The sequence below is a fragment of the Mycobacterium barrassiae genome (assembly GCF_025822765.1).
In the GTDB taxonomy this organism is placed as follows: domain Bacteria; phylum Actinomycetota; class Actinomycetes; order Mycobacteriales; family Mycobacteriaceae; genus Mycobacterium; species Mycobacterium barrassiae.
Genome location: NZ_JACKUK010000044.1, coordinates 113,809 through 129,130, shown reverse-complemented (window position 1 = coordinate 129,130; position 15,322 = coordinate 113,809). Strand labels below are relative to the sequence as shown.

Here is a 15,322-nt window from a genome sequence, read left to right as displayed (position 1 = left end):
TCGCGGCCGAATTCCCGCCGTGCGGTTACAACCGGCGTCTCGCGTTTGAGCGGACGTACGCCGGGTAGGTGTGGCCTCATGTCCTCGCTATGGCTCGACGATCAGACCGAACCCGTCACGACCCCGCCCGATGTCGACGGAGCATCCTCGGACGTGGTGGTCGTCGGCGCCGGAATCACCGGCCTGACAACAGCTGTGCTGCTCGCCAAGGCGGGAAAGCGGGTGACCGTCGTCGAAGCCCGCCACGTCGGGGCAGGCGCGACCGGCAACACCACCGGGAAAGTCAGCCTGCTGCAAGGGACCAAGTTGTCGCGGATCGCCTCCAAACACGGGCAGGAGATTCTGCGCGACTACGTCACCGGCAACACCGAAGGCCGCGACTGGCTGCTCCGCTACTACGACGACCACGGCCTGCATGTGCAGCGCGAAGACGACTACGCGTACGCGCAGAACGCGGACGGCCTGGACACCGCCAAGTCGGTGCTGCAGGCGTGCCGCGAGGCGGGCCTCGACGGCGCCGAGTGGGTAGAGCACGCCGACGTGCCCTTTCCGTTCCGCGGCGGCGTGCGACTGCGCGACCAGGCGCAGCTCGACCCCATGCCGTATCTGAACAGCCTCGTGACCGAACTCGAATCCCACGGCGGCACGCTGCTACAAGGTGTGCGCGTCGCGTCGGTTTCCGGCACAGGGCCACTACGGATCTCGGTCCGCGTGCCAGCATCGGCCGAAGGTCCACAGCAACAACAGATTTCGCTATCCGCCGCGCAGTGTGTGTTGGCCACCGGGATTCCGATTCTGGACCGCGGCGGATTCTTCGCGCGGGTGAAACCGCAGCGGTCCTACTGTTTGGCCTTCGACGTACCCGGGGACATCACGCGGCCGATGTTCATCTCCGTCGACTCCCCGACCCGGTCGGTGCGCTACGCGCCGACCGCCGAAGGAGAGAAGCTCGTCGTCGGCGGCGCGGGGCACACCGTCGGCCGTGCCGATTCGCCCGCTTCGGATATCGAGGACCTCGCGAAATGGGCTGCCCTGCATTATCCCGGCGCGGTTCAGACTCACTTCTGGTCCGCGCAGGACTACCACCCGGTGGATGAACTCCCCTATGTCGGGCCGCTGTTGCCCAGGTTCGACAAGATCTTCGTTGCCACAGGGTTCGACAAGTGGGGCATGTCGAATGGTGTCGCTGCGGCACTGGCGCTTTCGTCTCAGATACTCGGCGGCAGGATGGACTGGCGGCGCGCGTTCGCGAGTTGGAGCCCACACGAAGCCGCAGGCATCAGCACCGCGCTGATGGCGAACCTCGAGGTCGGTTTCAACCTGGCGAAGGGATGGGTCTCGCCGATCACCGCGTCCGGCGTGACTCCGAGTGAGGGACAAGGCCTGGTCAGCGGGCCGCCGTGGCACCTGCAGGCCAAGAGCGTGGTCGACGGCACGACCCGCATCGTCTCGCCGGTGTGTCCGCATCTCGGCGGCATCGTGAAGTGGAACGACGCCGACTGCTCGTGGGACTGCCCGCTGCACGGCTCCCGCTTCGCGCCCGACGGAACCCTCATCGAGGGGCCTGCCACAAAGGGGCTCACAGCACGACCGTGACCGCCGAGCGTGTGCCCACGTCGAAATCGGGTATCCGTCCCTCGTTCGGAAGGAGCGGGATGATGGCCAAAGACCACGGATCCAGCGTCAAGAACGACAAGCAATACGAGGGACTGCGCAAGCAGGGCATGAGCAAGTCGCGCGCAGCGGCGATCTCGAACTCACCGGGCGCCTCGAGTAGGGGCGGCAAGAGTTCTGGAAGCAGCGGTAGCGGCAGCGGCGGCAACCAGTCGCAGAAGAAGGCAGCCGGGCGCAAAGGCGGCAAGAAGTCCAGCTAGTGACCGGTCAAACCGAGCTGGACCGCGACCTGTTGCAAGAGCTCCTGTGGGCGTACGGGCCATCCGGCCAGGAGGACGCGGTACGCGAGGTGTGCTTGCGCGAACTGGCCTCCACCGTCGATGAGTCGTGGATCGACGAGGCCGGCAACGTGGTCGGCCTCGTCCGCGGCAGTGGGGGTGCCTCAGCACTGAGGGTCATGGCGCACATGGACGAACTTTCGATGCTCGTCAAACGCGTGGAGCCCGATGGCACGCTGCACATGAGCCAACTGGGCACCATGTACCCCGCCAACTTCGGTCTCGGCCCCGTCGCGATCCTCGGCGATCGTCAAACCCTTTGTGGTGTCCTGTCTTTGGGCTCGGAACACACTACGAAGGAAAGCCAACGGATCTGGGAGACCAAACCCGATCAGGGCGATAAGGCATTGGACTGGTCCCACGTCTACGTCTTCACCGGCCGCACCACCGACGAGCTGTCGGAGGCGGGCGTGCGGCCCGGGACCCGGGTGTGCATCGAAAGCAGCAGGCGCACACTGGTGGAGGTCGGCGAGTACCTCGGTTCGTACTTCATGGACGATCGCGCGCCCGCAACCGCATTGCTGCAGACGGTACGAGAGCTGCGCGCCGGTGGCCGGCGACCGAACGCCGATGTGTACGTCGTTTTCACCACCGGCGAGGAGATCGGCGGTGTCGGCGGCTCTTATGCCAGCAGTTCGCTGCCCGGCGACTTGACGCTGGCGCTGGAGGTCGGTCCGACCGAGGCGGAGTACGGCACGAGTGTCACCGGTGGCCCGATCATCGCCTACAGCGACGCCGAGTGCGTGTACGACAAGAACGTCGCGGACCGGCTGATGCAGATCGCCGCCGAGCGTGGCCTCGCACCGCAGCCGGCAGTACTGGGGGCGTTCGAGTCGGACGCCTCTCATGCGAAAGCTTCCGGCCTCTCGCCGAAGGCCGGTCTGCTGTGTCTGCCCACGTTGAGCACACACGGCTACGAGGTCATCGCACGCGATGCGATCCCTGCAATGGTCACAGTCCTCACCGAGTTCATGGTCTCCTACCAGCAGGAACGACGCAGACCTGCGCAGTGAGGTTTGACTAGACGACCCCGGTTCGGGGTATACCTGAACTCATGCCGGAAGAAGCCGGTCACCGACTCGCCCAGACGCTGGGCGATCTCGCGGTGGAAATGCAGGGCCAGCGGGATACCACCGACACCTTGCGCGCGATCGTCGACGCGGCCGCAAAGATCGTGCCCGGGGCCCAGTGGGCCGGCATCTCGCTCATCGAAGGCAACCGGGTAGTGCCCGAGGTACCGACCGATCCAGTTGTGGCAAAACTCGACGACCTGCAAACGGAGCTGGGCGACGGGCCTTCGCTCTCGGCGCTCAAAGAGCAAACCACAGTGCACATCACCGACATGAGCACCGACACCCGCTGGCCTCAGTTCGCCACTGCGGCATTGCAATTGGGTGTCCGCAGCCTGTTGTCGTTTCAACTGTTCGTGCGTCGCAACAATCTTGGCGCCCTCAACCTGTACGGCGCCGAAACCGGCGGGTTCACCGAGGATTCATTGGATATCGGCTTGATCCTGGCTCAGCACGCCGCGGTCGCAATGGCGGGTGCGGCCGCCGAGCACCAGTTCCAGGCCGGCCTGGCCAGTCGCGACATCATTGGTCAGGCCAAAGGGCTGCTGATGCAGCGCAATAACCTCACGGGTGTGCAGGCGTTCGCCATGCTGACCCGCGCCTCACAGGACGTCAACATGAAGCTCGCCGATGTGGCCCGCTGGCTGGTCGAAGAACACGAACGCGGCGTGGGTGCCGACTAGGGCTTGAACGGGTTCACCGCGAATTGGATGACGCGGTACGGCGCCCCGCCGCGGGGAGCGGTGTTCCACTGGCTGATGAAAACCCGTAGCTCGTCGAGTGTGGAGCCGGGCGAGATGTATCCGCCATAGGGCTGCGCCAGCCGGTTGTGCTCCGGTGGCCCAAGGTCTTCCACGGGGTCCGGCCATTCCGTGGCGACGACGACGGTGGTCACCGGTGCGGTCCCCAGACCCGTCGGATCGTGGGCCACACGTACTTCCATGTTTCCGGTGGTGGCGTTGAAGTACGACAGCACGGTCTTACCGTCGATCTGTCGGATGCTCATCTCGCCGGTCATGTCCGGCCACAACGGCGTCGGCGCATGCCCCCAGCCCAGTTCCTGCGACCAGCCCTGCCAACTGGAGCGGTCGGTGAAGGTCTCGGGCCGGGCGCGGTACAGCACCATCGGTCCGGTGCGGTCGAAGTTGTTGGCGACGATGTACACCCAGCCGGTCTTGGAATCCGACCTGGGGATGGGGTCGTAATATCCGCTGATCTGCGACTGCCGCGAGTCCGCGTAGGAGGCATCGCGCTCGGAACCCGGTAGCGTCGGCCAATTGCCCCGCGCCGGATCGGCTTTCACCAATCGAGAAGTCAATGGATTGAGGTCGCGGACCGTGGTGACCATCAGGTAGTTCTCACGGTTGATCTGCACGACGCCGGCAGGCAACTGCGACGTACCGGGCTCGGTGGGGTCCGCCAGCAGTGGCCGGTCTGTTCCCGTGACGCCGTCGTACCGCACCCCGCTCGGGTCGTCGATCGAATCCGTCTCGACATGCAACGCGATGGGTGAGTGCCAGCCGCCGAAGCCGACGGCCTGGCCGGCGAAGCTGTCGCCGCAGACCTGCAGGATGCCACTCGGGAACTCCATGAACTCGCAGAGGTCCGTCGCACCGATGCCGTAATCCCTTGTAGGGGTGCCTGTTCCGGCTGTGGGAGCGATCCGCACAACCTGGCCAGGGGCGAGGGGATGCAGGATCGGGTCAGGCGCGGGCACCGGCGGGTCGGCGTTGGCGACTGTCGCCGTGACCAGACTGCAGCAGAGAACAACCGAGAGGAGACCTGCTGACCGGCGCAAGGGCGTTAGAGCTCCGCGGCCAGCAGCTCGGCGATCTGAATCGTGTTCAGCGCCGCGCCTTTTCGTAAGTTGTCACCCGATAGGAAGAGCGCGAGCCCGCGACCATCCGGCACACCCGGGTCCTGGCGGATGCGACCCACCAGCGTCTCGTCGATACCGGCGGCCGCCAGCGGCGTCGGCACGTCGACCAGCTTCACCCCTGGCGCATCGGCAAGCAGCTCGGTGGCACGCGCCACCGACAGCGGCTCGGCGAACTCGGCGTTGATCGACAGCGAGTGGCCCGTGTACACCGGCACCCGGACACACGTCCCGCTGACGAGGAGGTCGGGAATGCCGAGGATCTTGCGGCTCTCGTTGCGCAGCTTCTGGTCCTCGTCGGTCTCACCGGAGCCGTCGTCCACATAGGAGCCGGCCAGCGGCACCACGTTGAACGCAATCGGCGCAACGTATTTCGCGGGCGCAGGGAAGTCGAGCGCGCTTCCGTCGGCCACCAACTCCTTGCTGTTGGCGACGACGGCGCTGGCCTGGGCGTGCAGTTCGTCAACGCCCGCGATCCCGCTGCCCGACACCGCCTGGTAGGTCGACGCGATCATGCGGACCAGGGAAGCCTCGTCGTGCAGGACCTTGAGTACTGGCATCGCGGCCATGGTGGTGCAGTTGGGGTTGGCGATGATGCCCTTGGGCCGATGCCCGGCGTCCCGCTTGAAGTTGACCTCGCTGACCACCAGCGGCACATCCGGGTCCTTGCGCCATGCCGACGAGTTGTCGATGACCACGGCACCCGCCTCGGCGAACCGCGGTGCCTGAACCCGTGACATCGTGGCGCCCGCGGAGAACAGCGCGATGTCCAGGCCGGTGGGGTCGGCGGTCTCGGCGTCCTCGACCTCGATCTCCTGGCCACGGAACGGCAGCTTCTTACCCTGCGAACGCGACGATGCGAAGAACCGCACGCTGGTGGCAGGGAATTCGCGCTCTTCCAACAGCGTGCGCATGACCTGGCCGACCTGCCCGGTCGCGCCGACCACACCGATGTTGACCATTAGCGTCCCGTCCCCGCGTAGACAACCGCTTCCTCGTCACCGCCGAGGCCGAACGCCTCGTGCAGCGCGACGACCGCCTTGTCCAGCTCAGTGTCCTTGACCAGCACCGAGATTCGAATCTCGGAGGTGGAGATCAGGTCGATGTTCACCCCGACCTCCGCGAGCGCCTCGCAGAACCTCGCGGTGACTCCTGGATGACTGCGCATACCCGCGCCGACGAGCGACACCTTGCCGATGTGGTCGTCGTAAAGCACCTTGGAGAAACCGATCTCGCCTTGCAGGGACGTGAGCTTCTCCACGGCACCCGGTCCACTCTCCCGCGAGCAGGTGAACGTGATGTCGGTCTTGCCGTCCTCGATCTTGGAGATGTTCTGCAGCACCATGTCGATGTTCACGTCGGCGTCGGCGACCGCGCGGAACACCTTGGCGGCGTACCCCGGAACGTCGGGCAGACCGACGACGGTGACCTTCGCCTCGCTACGGTCGTGCGCTACGCCGGTGAGGATGGCGTCTTCCATGGGGATGTCCTCCATCGATCCTTTGACAAGAGTTCCCGGCTTGTCGGTGTACGACGAGCGGACGTGAATCGGAACGTCGTAGCGACGGGCGTATTCCACGCATCGCAGCATCAGCACCTTGGCGCCACACGCGGCCAGCTCGAGCATCTCCTCGAAACTCACGGTGTCGAGGTGGCGGGCGTTGCTCACGATCCGCGGATCGGCGGTGAAGATGCCGTCCACGTCGGTGTAGATCTCACACACGTCGGCGTTCAGCGCCGCGGCCAGTGCCACCGCGGTGGTGTCCGAACCGCCGCGGCCCAGCGTGGTGACGTCCTTGCTGTCCTGGCTGACGCCCTGGAACCCGGCAACCAGCACGATCAGTCCTTCGGCGAGCGCGTCCTGCAGGCGGCTGGGGGTGACGTCGATGATCTTGGCGTTGCCGTGCGTGCTGGTGGTGATCACGCCGGCCTGCGAACCGGTGAACGAGCGTGCCTGGGCGCCCAGCGAGTCGATGGCCATCGCGACCAGCGCGTTGGAGATGCGCTCACCCGAGGTCAGCAGCATGTCCATCTCGCGGGCCGGCGGCGCGGGCGACACCTGACGGGCCAGATCCAGCAGGTCGTCGGTGGTGTCGCCCATCGCCGACACCACCACGACCACGTCATGGCCGGCCTTCTTCGTCTCGACGATGCGCTCGGCGACGCGGCGGATCCGCTCGGCGTCGGAAACCGAGGATCCGCCGTACTTCTGCACGACGAGCGCCACTGTTGATGCCTTTCAAATGGTCGGGACCGCGCCTATCGGTCCAGCACAGTCCCATCAAGGATAAGGGCTTGGTGCATCCCATTTACTCCGCCGGTCGTCCCGGCGAATCTCGGGCGTCCGCGACCGTCAGTCGCAGGCGTCAGCCAGCTCGGTGAGCCCGTCGGTGATGCGCTTGTTGAGCATCGTCATCTCGAAGTAGACCGGCGGTGCGGGCGTGCCCTGTTTGTGGTGTTCGGCTTCGACCCGCATCCGCGGCAGCATCGCGACGAACTGTGAGGCCGAGTGGGCGACCTGGATCGCCGTGGCCGCCAGGTCGAGGTCACTGATCTCCTGGGCGCGCTGCGCCAGGCCATCGGCCCACTGTTGGTAGACGGCGTCCTCGGCGACGGTCGGCACGGCCGGGTCGCTGTCGCTGGCCTTCGAGTCGATCAAGTCACCCTGCGACTTGTTGAATTCGAGGAAGGCCTGGACGGGCTTGCACTCCTCGGGCGTCCGGTTGAAGAACGTATTGGACGCCACGACCGCGATGGCGACGACGACCACGACGCCGATGGCGACCCACCACCGTCGATCAAGTCTCATCGCAGAAACTCTAGCGACCCGTCAGTTTTTAACCTGCAGGCAACATCGCACGTGAGTCTACGTAACAGAAACATTGGTTACTGACAGTGAACGGCCCGTCTGGCGGGCCGCCTCACTCCAGGAGACGTACATGGACGTAGACACAGGCACCACGGCATTCATGCTGTGTTGCATCATCGGCCTCACGCTGATGATTCCCGGGCTCGCGTTGTTCTACGGCGGCATGGTGTCCGTGAAGAGCTCGACCAACATGATGATGATGACCTTCGGCGCGGTCGCGATCGTGGGCCTGCTGTGGGTGCTCTTCGGGTTCTCGATGGTGTTCGGCACCTCGTACGGCGGGTTCGTCGGTAATCCGACCGAGTTCGCGGGCCTGACCGACCTACTCGAAGCGCAGACCACCGTCCTCGGATTGCCGATCAGCCTTTTCGCAGTGTTCCAAGCGCTGTTCGCGGGCATCACTGTCGCGCTCATCTCGGGTGCGGTGGCCGACCGGATGAAGTTCGGCGCCTGGATGGGGTTCGCCACGCTGTGGGCGGTGCTGGTCTACTTCCCCGTCGCGCACTGGGTGTTCTCGTTCGACGGCGTGGTGACCGAGAACTCGGTCGGCGGCTGGATCGCCAACAAGCTGGGCGCCGTCGACTTCGCCGGTGGCACCGCGGTGCACATCAACGCAGGCGCTGCGGCGCTGGCCGTCGCGATCGTGCTCGGCGAGTCCGCGATGTTCGGTAAGCGCAAGCCGCACAACGTGCCGTTGACACTGCTGGGCGCGGGTCTGCTGTGGGCCGGTTGGTACGCCTTCAACGGTGGCTCGGCCCTGTCGGCCGGCGATTCGGCGGCCATGGTCATGGTCACGACGTTCGTCGCCACCTGCGCAGCGGTTTTGGCCTGGATCGCCGTCGAGAAGATCAAGGACGGCCACGTCACGGGTGTCGGCGCAGCGTCGGGTGCAATCACCGGCCTGGTCGCGATCACCCCGGCCTGCGGCGCGGTCACCCCGATCGGGGCGATCTTCGTCGGTGGCATCGCCGGTGCGGTCTGCGTGTACGCCGTCGGCCTCAAAGAGCGCTTCGGCTACGACGACTCGCTTGACGTCGTCGGCGTCCACCTGGTGGGCGGCCTGATCGGCACGCTGTTGATCGGCTTCTTCGCCAGCGAGGGCATGCCGAACGGTGTCAACGGTCTGTTCTACGGCGGCGGCGTCGACCAGCTGTGGAAGCAGGCGGTGGCCGCGGGCGCGGTCATGGTGTACTCGTTCGCCATCGCGTTCGCGATCGCCTTCGTCATGAAGAAGACGGTGGGCATTCGCATCTCGCCCGAGGAAGAAGAAGAGGGCATCGACGCCAAGTTCCATCGCGAATCGTCGTACGAACTGCAGCCTGCCTGACCCGTAGCCGACCGGCGCGGTCTACCTGACCGCGCCGGCCGGCCCACCTGTATCGTGTTTCCTGATAAGAGACAAGGTTTCCGCACAATGTCCAACGATCTCGCAGCTCTGGCCGAAGAGTCCGGGACGAAGTTCATCCTCGCGCTGTTCATCGACCTGCGCGGCAAGCCGTGCGCCAAGCTGGTGCCGGTCGAGGCCGTCGACCTGCTCGCCACCGAGGGCGTCGGGTTCGCGGGGTACGCCGTCGGCGCCATGGGCCAGGAGCCCAAGGACCCCGACCTGATGGCCATCCCGGACCCCGGCTCCTTCACGCCGATCCCGTTCCTCAAGGAGGGACTGGCGATCGTGCACTGCGACCCACACGTCAACGGCGAACCGTGGCCCTACGCACCCCGGGTCATCCTCAAGGCGATCATCGAGCAGGCATCCGATGCCGGTTTCGAACCATGGGTCGGCGCGGAGGTCGAGTACTTCCTGCTGCATCGCGGTGCCGACGGCACACTGTCCACCGCAGATGCGGCCGACACCGCCGCGCAGCCGTGCTACGACGCCCGCGGCGTCACCCGGATGTACGACCACCTCACCGCGGTCTCGACGGCGATGAACCGGCTCGGCTGGTCCAACTACGCCAACGACCACGAGGACGGCAACGGCCAGTTCGAGCAGAACTTCCAGTTCGCCGACGCGCTGACCACCGCCGACCGAGTCGTCACGCTGCGCTATCTGCTGTCGATGATCGCCGCCGAGCGCGGCATGATCGCCACCTTCATGCCCAAGCCGTTCGCCGACCGCACGGGAAGCGGTCTGCACCTTCATCTTTCGCTGACGAGCGGCGGGTCGCCGGTGTTTCCCGCCGGAGCGGATGTGCCCGACGAGCGCGGCCTGGGACTGTCAGAGACCGCGTACGCGTTCATCGGCGGCATCCTCGATCACGCCTGCGCGTTGCAGGCCGTCGTCGCGCCAACGGTCAACTCCTACAAGCGGACCCGCGCGACCGGCACGGCGTCGGGCGCCTCGTGGTCGCCCAACACCCCGAGCTACGGCGGCAACGACCGCACCCACTACATCCGGGTGCCCGACGATCAGCGCGTCGAACTGCGCGGTGGCGACGGGTCGGCGAACCCGTACCTGGCGATCGCTGCGGCACTCGGTGCCGGCATCGACGGCATCAAGCGAAGCAGCGATCCCGGAGATGTTGGCTCCCTGGGCCGTTCAGCGCTACCGCCGACGCTGCTGCACGCCGTCGACGAGCTCGAGGCCGACCCCGTCGTCATCGGGGTGCTCGACGCCGCGGGTGAGGGCGTGGCCAGCTACTTCGCGAGCATCAAGCGCGACGAGTTCTTCGCCTACCACAGCGCCGTCACGCCGTGGGAAATCGACCACTACCTGACCGCCTTCTAGACGAGAGGATTCGCGATGTGCGGCATTGTGGGCCTGCACCTGCGCAACCCCGACCTGCACCCGCAGCTCGGGGAGCTGGTGACCGGCATGTTGTGCGAGATGGGCGATCGCGGCAGCGACTCGTCCGGTGTCGCGATCTACGGTGATCCGACGTGGTCGCCGCCGGGACACGGTTGCGTTTCGCTGCTCGAGGTCGACGCGACTCCGGACGAGGTGGCCGCGACGCTCGGCGTCTCGGTCACCCAGCTCGACGCCACGTATCTCCTTACCGCGCAGGCTCCTTCGGAGGAGATCCTGGCCGCCGCCCGAGTCGCCTATCCGGACGCACTCGTCGCGGGTTTCGGCGCCGACCTCGCCGTCCTCAAGGGGGTCGGCCATCCGCGACTGCTCACCGAACGGTGGGGACTGGCGAAGGCACAGGGCTGGCAGGGCGTCGGTCACACCAGGATGGCGACGGAGTCGGCGGTGACGCCCGCGGGTTGCCACCCGTATGCCGTCGGGCCCGAGCAGTGCATGGTGCACAACGGGTCCTTCGCCAACCACGCCACCATTCGCCGCGAATTGCGCGCGGCGGGAGTGACATTCGACAGCGAGAACGACACCGAGGTCGGCGCCCGCTTCATCGCCAAGCAGCTTGCCGACGGTCGGGACGTCGAGTCCGCACTCAAGGAGCTGTGCGCGGTGTTCGACGGCTTCTACACGCTGCTGGTGTCGAACCGGGATTCGTTCGCCGTGGTCCGCGACGCCATCGCATGCAAGCCCGCGGTCATCGCCGAAACCGACGACTGGGTGGCGATGGGCAGCGAATACCGCGCCCTGGCAGGGCTTCCCGGTGTGGAGACGGCCAGGATCTGGGAGCCCGAACCGGAGGTGATCTACGCGTGGCGACGGTGACAGCGACCGCGTTCGACCTGGCGACCACTCCGCTGCGCGAGGTGAACGCCGCACTGCATGCACCCGGCCTCTCGGGCGACTTCGTCATCGCGCATCCCGACGGCGCACACAACGTCGCCGTCGGACTCAATGCGCCGATCCGGGTGCGCATCGACGGCCACGTCGGCTACTACGCCGCCGGGATGAACCAGCAGGCCCACGTCACGATCGACGGCAATGCGGGCACCGGCGTCGCGGAGAACATGATGAGCGGGACCGTCTGGGTCAAGGGCAGCGCATCCCAGTCCGCAGGCGCCACAGCGCACGGCGGACTGCTGGTGATCGAGGGCAGAGCCGCTGCACGGTGCGGCATTTCGATGAAGGGAGTCGACATCGTGGTGGGCGGTGACGTCGGGCACATGAGTGCCTTCATGGCGCAGGCGGGCCGACTCGTCGTGCGTGGCGACGCCGGCGAGGCGCTCGGTGACTCGATCTACGAGGCCCGCCTCTACGTCCGCGGCGACGTCGCATCGCTGGGTGCCGACTGTGTTCCCAAGGAGATGCGCCCAGAGCACCACGCCGAACTCGAGTCTCTCCTGACGGCAGCGGGTTTCGACGACGACACCAACGACTACACCCGCTATGGTTCGGCCCGTTCGCTCTACCACTTCCACGTCGACAACGCGGCGGCGTACTGATGAGCTACACCGCAGACGATCGCGCCCGCCTGGGCCTGCGCGAATCAGCCACGTTCGACAGGTCGACGATTGCGGCCATCCACCGCGCCGCCGACACCGGCATCTACGATATCCGCGGCTGGGGCGCCAAGCGGTCACTGCCCCACTTCGACGACCTGTTGTTCCTCGGGGCGTCGATGTCGCGGTATCCGCTGGAGGGGTACCGCGAACGGTGTGACACCGACGTGGTGCTCGGTGATCGCTACGCCAAACATCCACTGCACCTTGATATCCCGGTGACGATCGCGGGCATGTCCTTCGGGGCGCTGTCCGGCCCGGCGAAGGAGGCGCTCGGTCGCGGCGCCAGCGAGGTCGGCACGTCCACGACGACGGGTGACGGCGGGATGACCCCTGAGGAGCGGGGTCAGAGCAAATACCTGGTCTACCAATATCTCCCGTCGCGGTACGGGATGAATCCCGACGATCTTCGCAAGGCCGACGCGATCGAGGTCGTTCTCGGCCAGGGTGCCAAGCCCGGCGGCGGCGGCATGCTGTTGGGGCAGAAGATCTCGCCACGCGTCGCGGACATGCGCACCCTGCCCGAGGGCATCGACCAGCGGTCGGCGTGCCGGCATCCCGACTGGACCGGTCCCGACGACCTGACCATCAAGATCAACGAGCTGCGGGAGATCACCGACTGGGAGAAGCCGATCTACGTCAAGGTCGGCGCCACCCGCACGTACTACGACGTCAAGCTCGCGGTGCACGCGGGCGCCGACGTGGTGGTGGTCGACGGCATGCAGGGCGGCACGGCGGCGACCCAGGAGGTGTTCATCGAGCACGTCGGCATACCGACACTCGCGGCGGTACCGCAGGCGGTGCAGGCGCTGCAGGAGCTCGGAGTACATCGCACCGGGGCGAGCGGAACGACGGGAAGAGCAGGAGTGCAGTTGATCGTGTCGGGCGGCATCCGGACGGGCGCCGACGTGGCCAAGGCCCTGGCGTTGGGAGCCGACGCGGTCGCCATTGGCACGGCCGCGCTGATCGCCCTTGGCGACAACCACCCGCGGTACGCGGCCGAATACGAGAAGCTCGGCAGCGCAGCCGGGTTCTTCGACGACTTCCAGGACGGCACCGACCCGGCGGGGATCAGTACGCAGGATCCCGAGCTGGCGTCAGGGTTCGACCCCGTCGAAGGCGGCAGGCGGTTGGCCAACTACCTGCGGGTCCTGACGATGGAGGCGCAGACGATCGCGCGGGCCTGCGGTAAGTCCCACGTATGCCATCTCGAGCCGGAGGACCTGGTCGCCGTCACCATCGAGGCGGCCGCGATGGCCCGCGTTCCGCTGGCCGGTACCGAATGGATTCCCGGCCGATGACGACAAATGCGGATGTGGTGATCGTCGGCGGCGGCATCGAGGGGGCCGCCGCGGCCTGGGCGCTGTCGCAACGTGGCGTCACCAATGTGATTGTGGCCGAACGCAATACCGTTGCGTCCGGCATGACCGGCAAGTCCAGCGGCATCGTGCGCTGCCACTACGGTGTCAGCTCACTGGCCGCGATGGCCACCGTCGGCCTCGAGGTGTTCGAGAAGGCTGAGGAGATCTTCGGCACCGACATCGGGTTCCGGCAGACCGGCTACGTGGTCGGGGTCGGCGAAGGTGACACCGACGCGCTGCGCAAGAGCCTCGCCGCCCAACGCGCTGTCGGCGTGCAGACCGAGGAGATCGACGCCGCCGAGGTCGCCAGGCTGTGGCCGCATGCGGACCTCACTCCGTTCGGGGCCTTCGCGTGGGAGGCGCGCGGCGGGTATGGCGATGCCTACCAGACGGCACAGGCCTTCGCGGTCTCCGCGCGGGCGGCCGGTGTGCGGATTCTTCAGGGCGCCAACGTGACTGACCTGCTGATCGAGCAGGACAAGGTCACCGGCGTGCGACTGGCCGACGGCACGAAGCTCTCGGCCGGCACGGTGGTTGTCGCGACAGGTGTCTGGACGTCGCCGTTCCTGGCGCCGTACGGCATCGACATGCCCATCCGGGTGGTTCGCGAACAGCTCGTGACGATCGCGCCTGGCGTCGAACTCGGCAGCGTGCCGGTATTCTCTGATCTGGTGTCACTGCAATACATCCGCCCGGAACTGGGCGGTGAGCTGCTGTTCGGGAACAGCGATCTGTCCGACGTCGAGGACGCCGACCCCGACGCCTATCTCAACCGCGCCACCGAGGCGTTCGTCGAGAACACCGTCGAACGCGTCGGCACCAGGTTCCCCGGCTTCACCGCGGCCGCGATCACCGGCAGCTACGCCGGCTGCTACGACGTCACACCCGACTGGAACCCCGTCATCAGCAGGACCGACGTCGACGGACTGGTGATCGCCGCCGGATTCAGTGGCCACGGATTCAAGATCGCACCGGCGGTCGGAAAGTTGATCGCCGACCTCGTCGTCGACGGCCGCAGCGGCGACCCGCGGATCCCCGAAACCGACTTCCGGCTGTCCCGATTCGCCGAGGGCGACCTGCTCACGAGTCCGTATCCGTATTCCGGTGCCGGACAGATGCGTTGACGTGAGCCATGTCTGACGTCCCGCTGCTCCGCAACCGATCCGGCACCGCACGCGACCGCGATCCGCAAGCCCCCGTCGAGGAACTCGAGTTGGAGGCCGCGATCGGGCGCAATGTCCGCCAGCTGCGGCTGCAGAACGGGCTGACGGTCGCCGAAATGGCTGCCCGGGTGGGCATTTCGAAGGCGATGATGTCCAAGATCGAGAACGCCCAGACCTCGTGCAGCCTGAGCACACTGGCCCTTCTGGCCAACGGTCTCGACGTCCCGGTCACCAGCCTGTTCCGCGGCGCCGATGTCGAGCGTCCCGCCGCGTTCGTCACCGCGGGCACGGGAGCTCGCATCGTGCGCAACGGCACCAAGGAGGGCCACGAGTACCAGCTGCTCGGCTCGTTGCGGGGCGAGCACAAACGCCTGGAATGTCTGCATGTCACGCTCTCGGCGAAGAGCCAGACCTATCCGCTGTTCCAGCATCCGGGGACGGAGTTCATCTACATGCTGGAGGGCGTCATGGACTACAGCCACAGCCGCTCGGTGTACAGGCTGAACCCGGGTGACTCGTTGCAGTTCGACGGTGAGGGCGCGCACGGGCCCGTCGATCTGGTGGAGGTCCCGATCCGGTTCCTCTCGGTGATCGCGTTCCCCGACTCCCAGCTCTGACGACCTCGGATTTCTGCCCTGAGCGCGGGCTTGATACAGTGGACGCGTGCAGCGGGTG

Annotated in this window: 15 protein-coding genes; 11 read left to right on the top strand and 4 right to left on the bottom strand. The window is 66.6% G+C overall.

Annotated elements, in window-relative coordinates; genetic code table 11:
* The first annotated feature begins 78 nt into the window (after window positions 1-78).
* Genes H7J93_RS28080 through H7J93_RS28065 form a run of 4 tightly spaced genes read left to right on the top strand, consistent with a single transcriptional unit; the run spans window position 79 to window position 3,705 of the window.
* The gene (locus H7J93_RS28080; protein ID WP_267309552.1) at window positions 79-1,596 is read left to right on the top strand and encodes an FAD-dependent oxidoreductase; all 1,518 of its coding nucleotides are present in this window, start codon (window positions 79-81) and stop codon (window positions 1,594-1,596) included.
* The gene (locus tag H7J93_RS28075) at window positions 1,593-1,874 is read left to right on the top strand and encodes a DUF7218 family protein (RefSeq protein ID WP_267309551.1); all 282 of its coding nucleotides are present in this window, start codon (window positions 1,593-1,595) and stop codon (window positions 1,872-1,874) included. The genes H7J93_RS28080 and H7J93_RS28075 overlap by 4 nt, the downstream gene beginning before the upstream one ends.
* Window positions 1,874-2,965: a M42 family metallopeptidase gene (locus tag H7J93_RS28070; protein WP_267309550.1), complete on the top strand. Its 1,092-nt coding sequence runs from the start codon at window positions 1,874-1,876 to the stop codon at window positions 2,963-2,965. The genes H7J93_RS28075 and H7J93_RS28070 overlap by 1 nt, the downstream gene beginning before the upstream one ends.
* A 41-nt stretch (window positions 2,966-3,006) precedes the next feature.
* Window positions 3,007-3,705, top strand: coding sequence for a GAF and ANTAR domain-containing protein (locus H7J93_RS28065; RefSeq protein WP_267309549.1), 699 nt, complete (start codon window positions 3,007-3,009; stop codon window positions 3,703-3,705).
* Here H7J93_RS28065 and H7J93_RS28060 read toward each other — a convergent pair.
* The 4 genes from H7J93_RS28060 to H7J93_RS28045 form a co-directional block, all read right to left on the bottom strand.
* Window positions 3,702-4,820 (bottom strand): glycoside hydrolase family 183 protein, encoded by a 1,119-nt coding sequence (locus H7J93_RS28060; protein WP_372508058.1) that lies wholly within the window; start codon window positions 4,818-4,820, stop codon window positions 3,702-3,704. The two genes, H7J93_RS28065 and H7J93_RS28060, sit on opposite strands and share 4 nt — an antisense overlap.
* A gap of 5 nt (window positions 4,821-4,825) precedes the next feature.
* Window positions 4,826-5,860: an aspartate-semialdehyde dehydrogenase gene (locus tag H7J93_RS28055; protein ID WP_267309548.1), complete on the bottom strand. Its 1,035-nt coding sequence runs from the start codon at window positions 5,858-5,860 to the stop codon at window positions 4,826-4,828.
* Complete coding sequence (locus H7J93_RS28050) at window positions 5,860-7,125, bottom strand: aspartate kinase (protein ID WP_267309547.1); 1,266 nt, start codon at window positions 7,123-7,125, stop codon at window positions 5,860-5,862. Before H7J93_RS28050 ends, H7J93_RS28055 begins: the two co-directional genes overlap by 1 nt.
* Before the next feature lie 126 nt (window positions 7,126-7,251).
* Window positions 7,252-7,707, bottom strand: a complete 456-nt coding sequence (locus tag H7J93_RS28045) for a hypothetical protein (RefSeq protein WP_267309546.1) — start codon at window positions 7,705-7,707, stop codon at window positions 7,252-7,254.
* A gap of 130 nt (window positions 7,708-7,837) precedes the next feature.
* Between H7J93_RS28045 and H7J93_RS28040 the strand changes: the two genes are divergently transcribed.
* The 7 genes from H7J93_RS28040 to H7J93_RS28010 all read left to right on the top strand — a co-directional run bounded on the left by H7J93_RS28040 (window position 7,838) and on the right by H7J93_RS28010 (window position 15,264).
* Window positions 7,838-9,094, top strand: coding sequence for an ammonium transporter (locus H7J93_RS28040; protein WP_267309545.1), 1,257 nt, complete (start codon window positions 7,838-7,840; stop codon window positions 9,092-9,094).
* Window positions 9,095-9,181: 87 nt separating this feature from the next.
* Window positions 9,182-10,495, top strand: a complete 1,314-nt coding sequence (glnT, locus tag H7J93_RS28035) for a type III glutamate--ammonia ligase (protein WP_267309544.1) — start codon at window positions 9,182-9,184, stop codon at window positions 10,493-10,495.
* A gap of 15 nt (window positions 10,496-10,510) precedes the next feature.
* Window positions 10,511-11,389, top strand: coding sequence for a class II glutamine amidotransferase domain-containing protein (locus H7J93_RS28030; RefSeq protein ID WP_267309543.1), 879 nt, complete (start codon window positions 10,511-10,513; stop codon window positions 11,387-11,389).
* A complete protein-coding gene (locus H7J93_RS28025; protein ID WP_267309542.1) occupies window positions 11,377-12,066 on the top strand; it encodes a GltB/FmdC/FwdC-like GXGXG domain-containing protein in 690 nt (229 codons plus the stop codon). The genes H7J93_RS28030 and H7J93_RS28025 overlap by 13 nt, the downstream gene beginning before the upstream one ends.
* Window positions 12,066-13,424, top strand: a complete 1,359-nt coding sequence (locus H7J93_RS28020) for an FMN-binding glutamate synthase family protein (RefSeq protein ID WP_267309541.1) — start codon at window positions 12,066-12,068, stop codon at window positions 13,422-13,424. Before H7J93_RS28025 ends, H7J93_RS28020 begins: the two co-directional genes overlap by 1 nt.
* Entirely contained in the window at window positions 13,421-14,608 is a 1,188-nt protein-coding gene (locus tag H7J93_RS28015) for an NAD(P)/FAD-dependent oxidoreductase (RefSeq protein ID WP_267309540.1), read from the top strand. Before H7J93_RS28020 ends, H7J93_RS28015 begins: the two co-directional genes overlap by 4 nt.
* Before the next feature lie 8 nt (window positions 14,609-14,616).
* The gene (locus H7J93_RS28010; protein WP_267309539.1) at window positions 14,617-15,264 is read left to right on the top strand and encodes a helix-turn-helix domain-containing protein; all 648 of its coding nucleotides are present in this window, start codon (window positions 14,617-14,619) and stop codon (window positions 15,262-15,264) included.
* The last annotated feature ends 58 nt before the right edge of the window (window positions 15,265-15,322 follow it).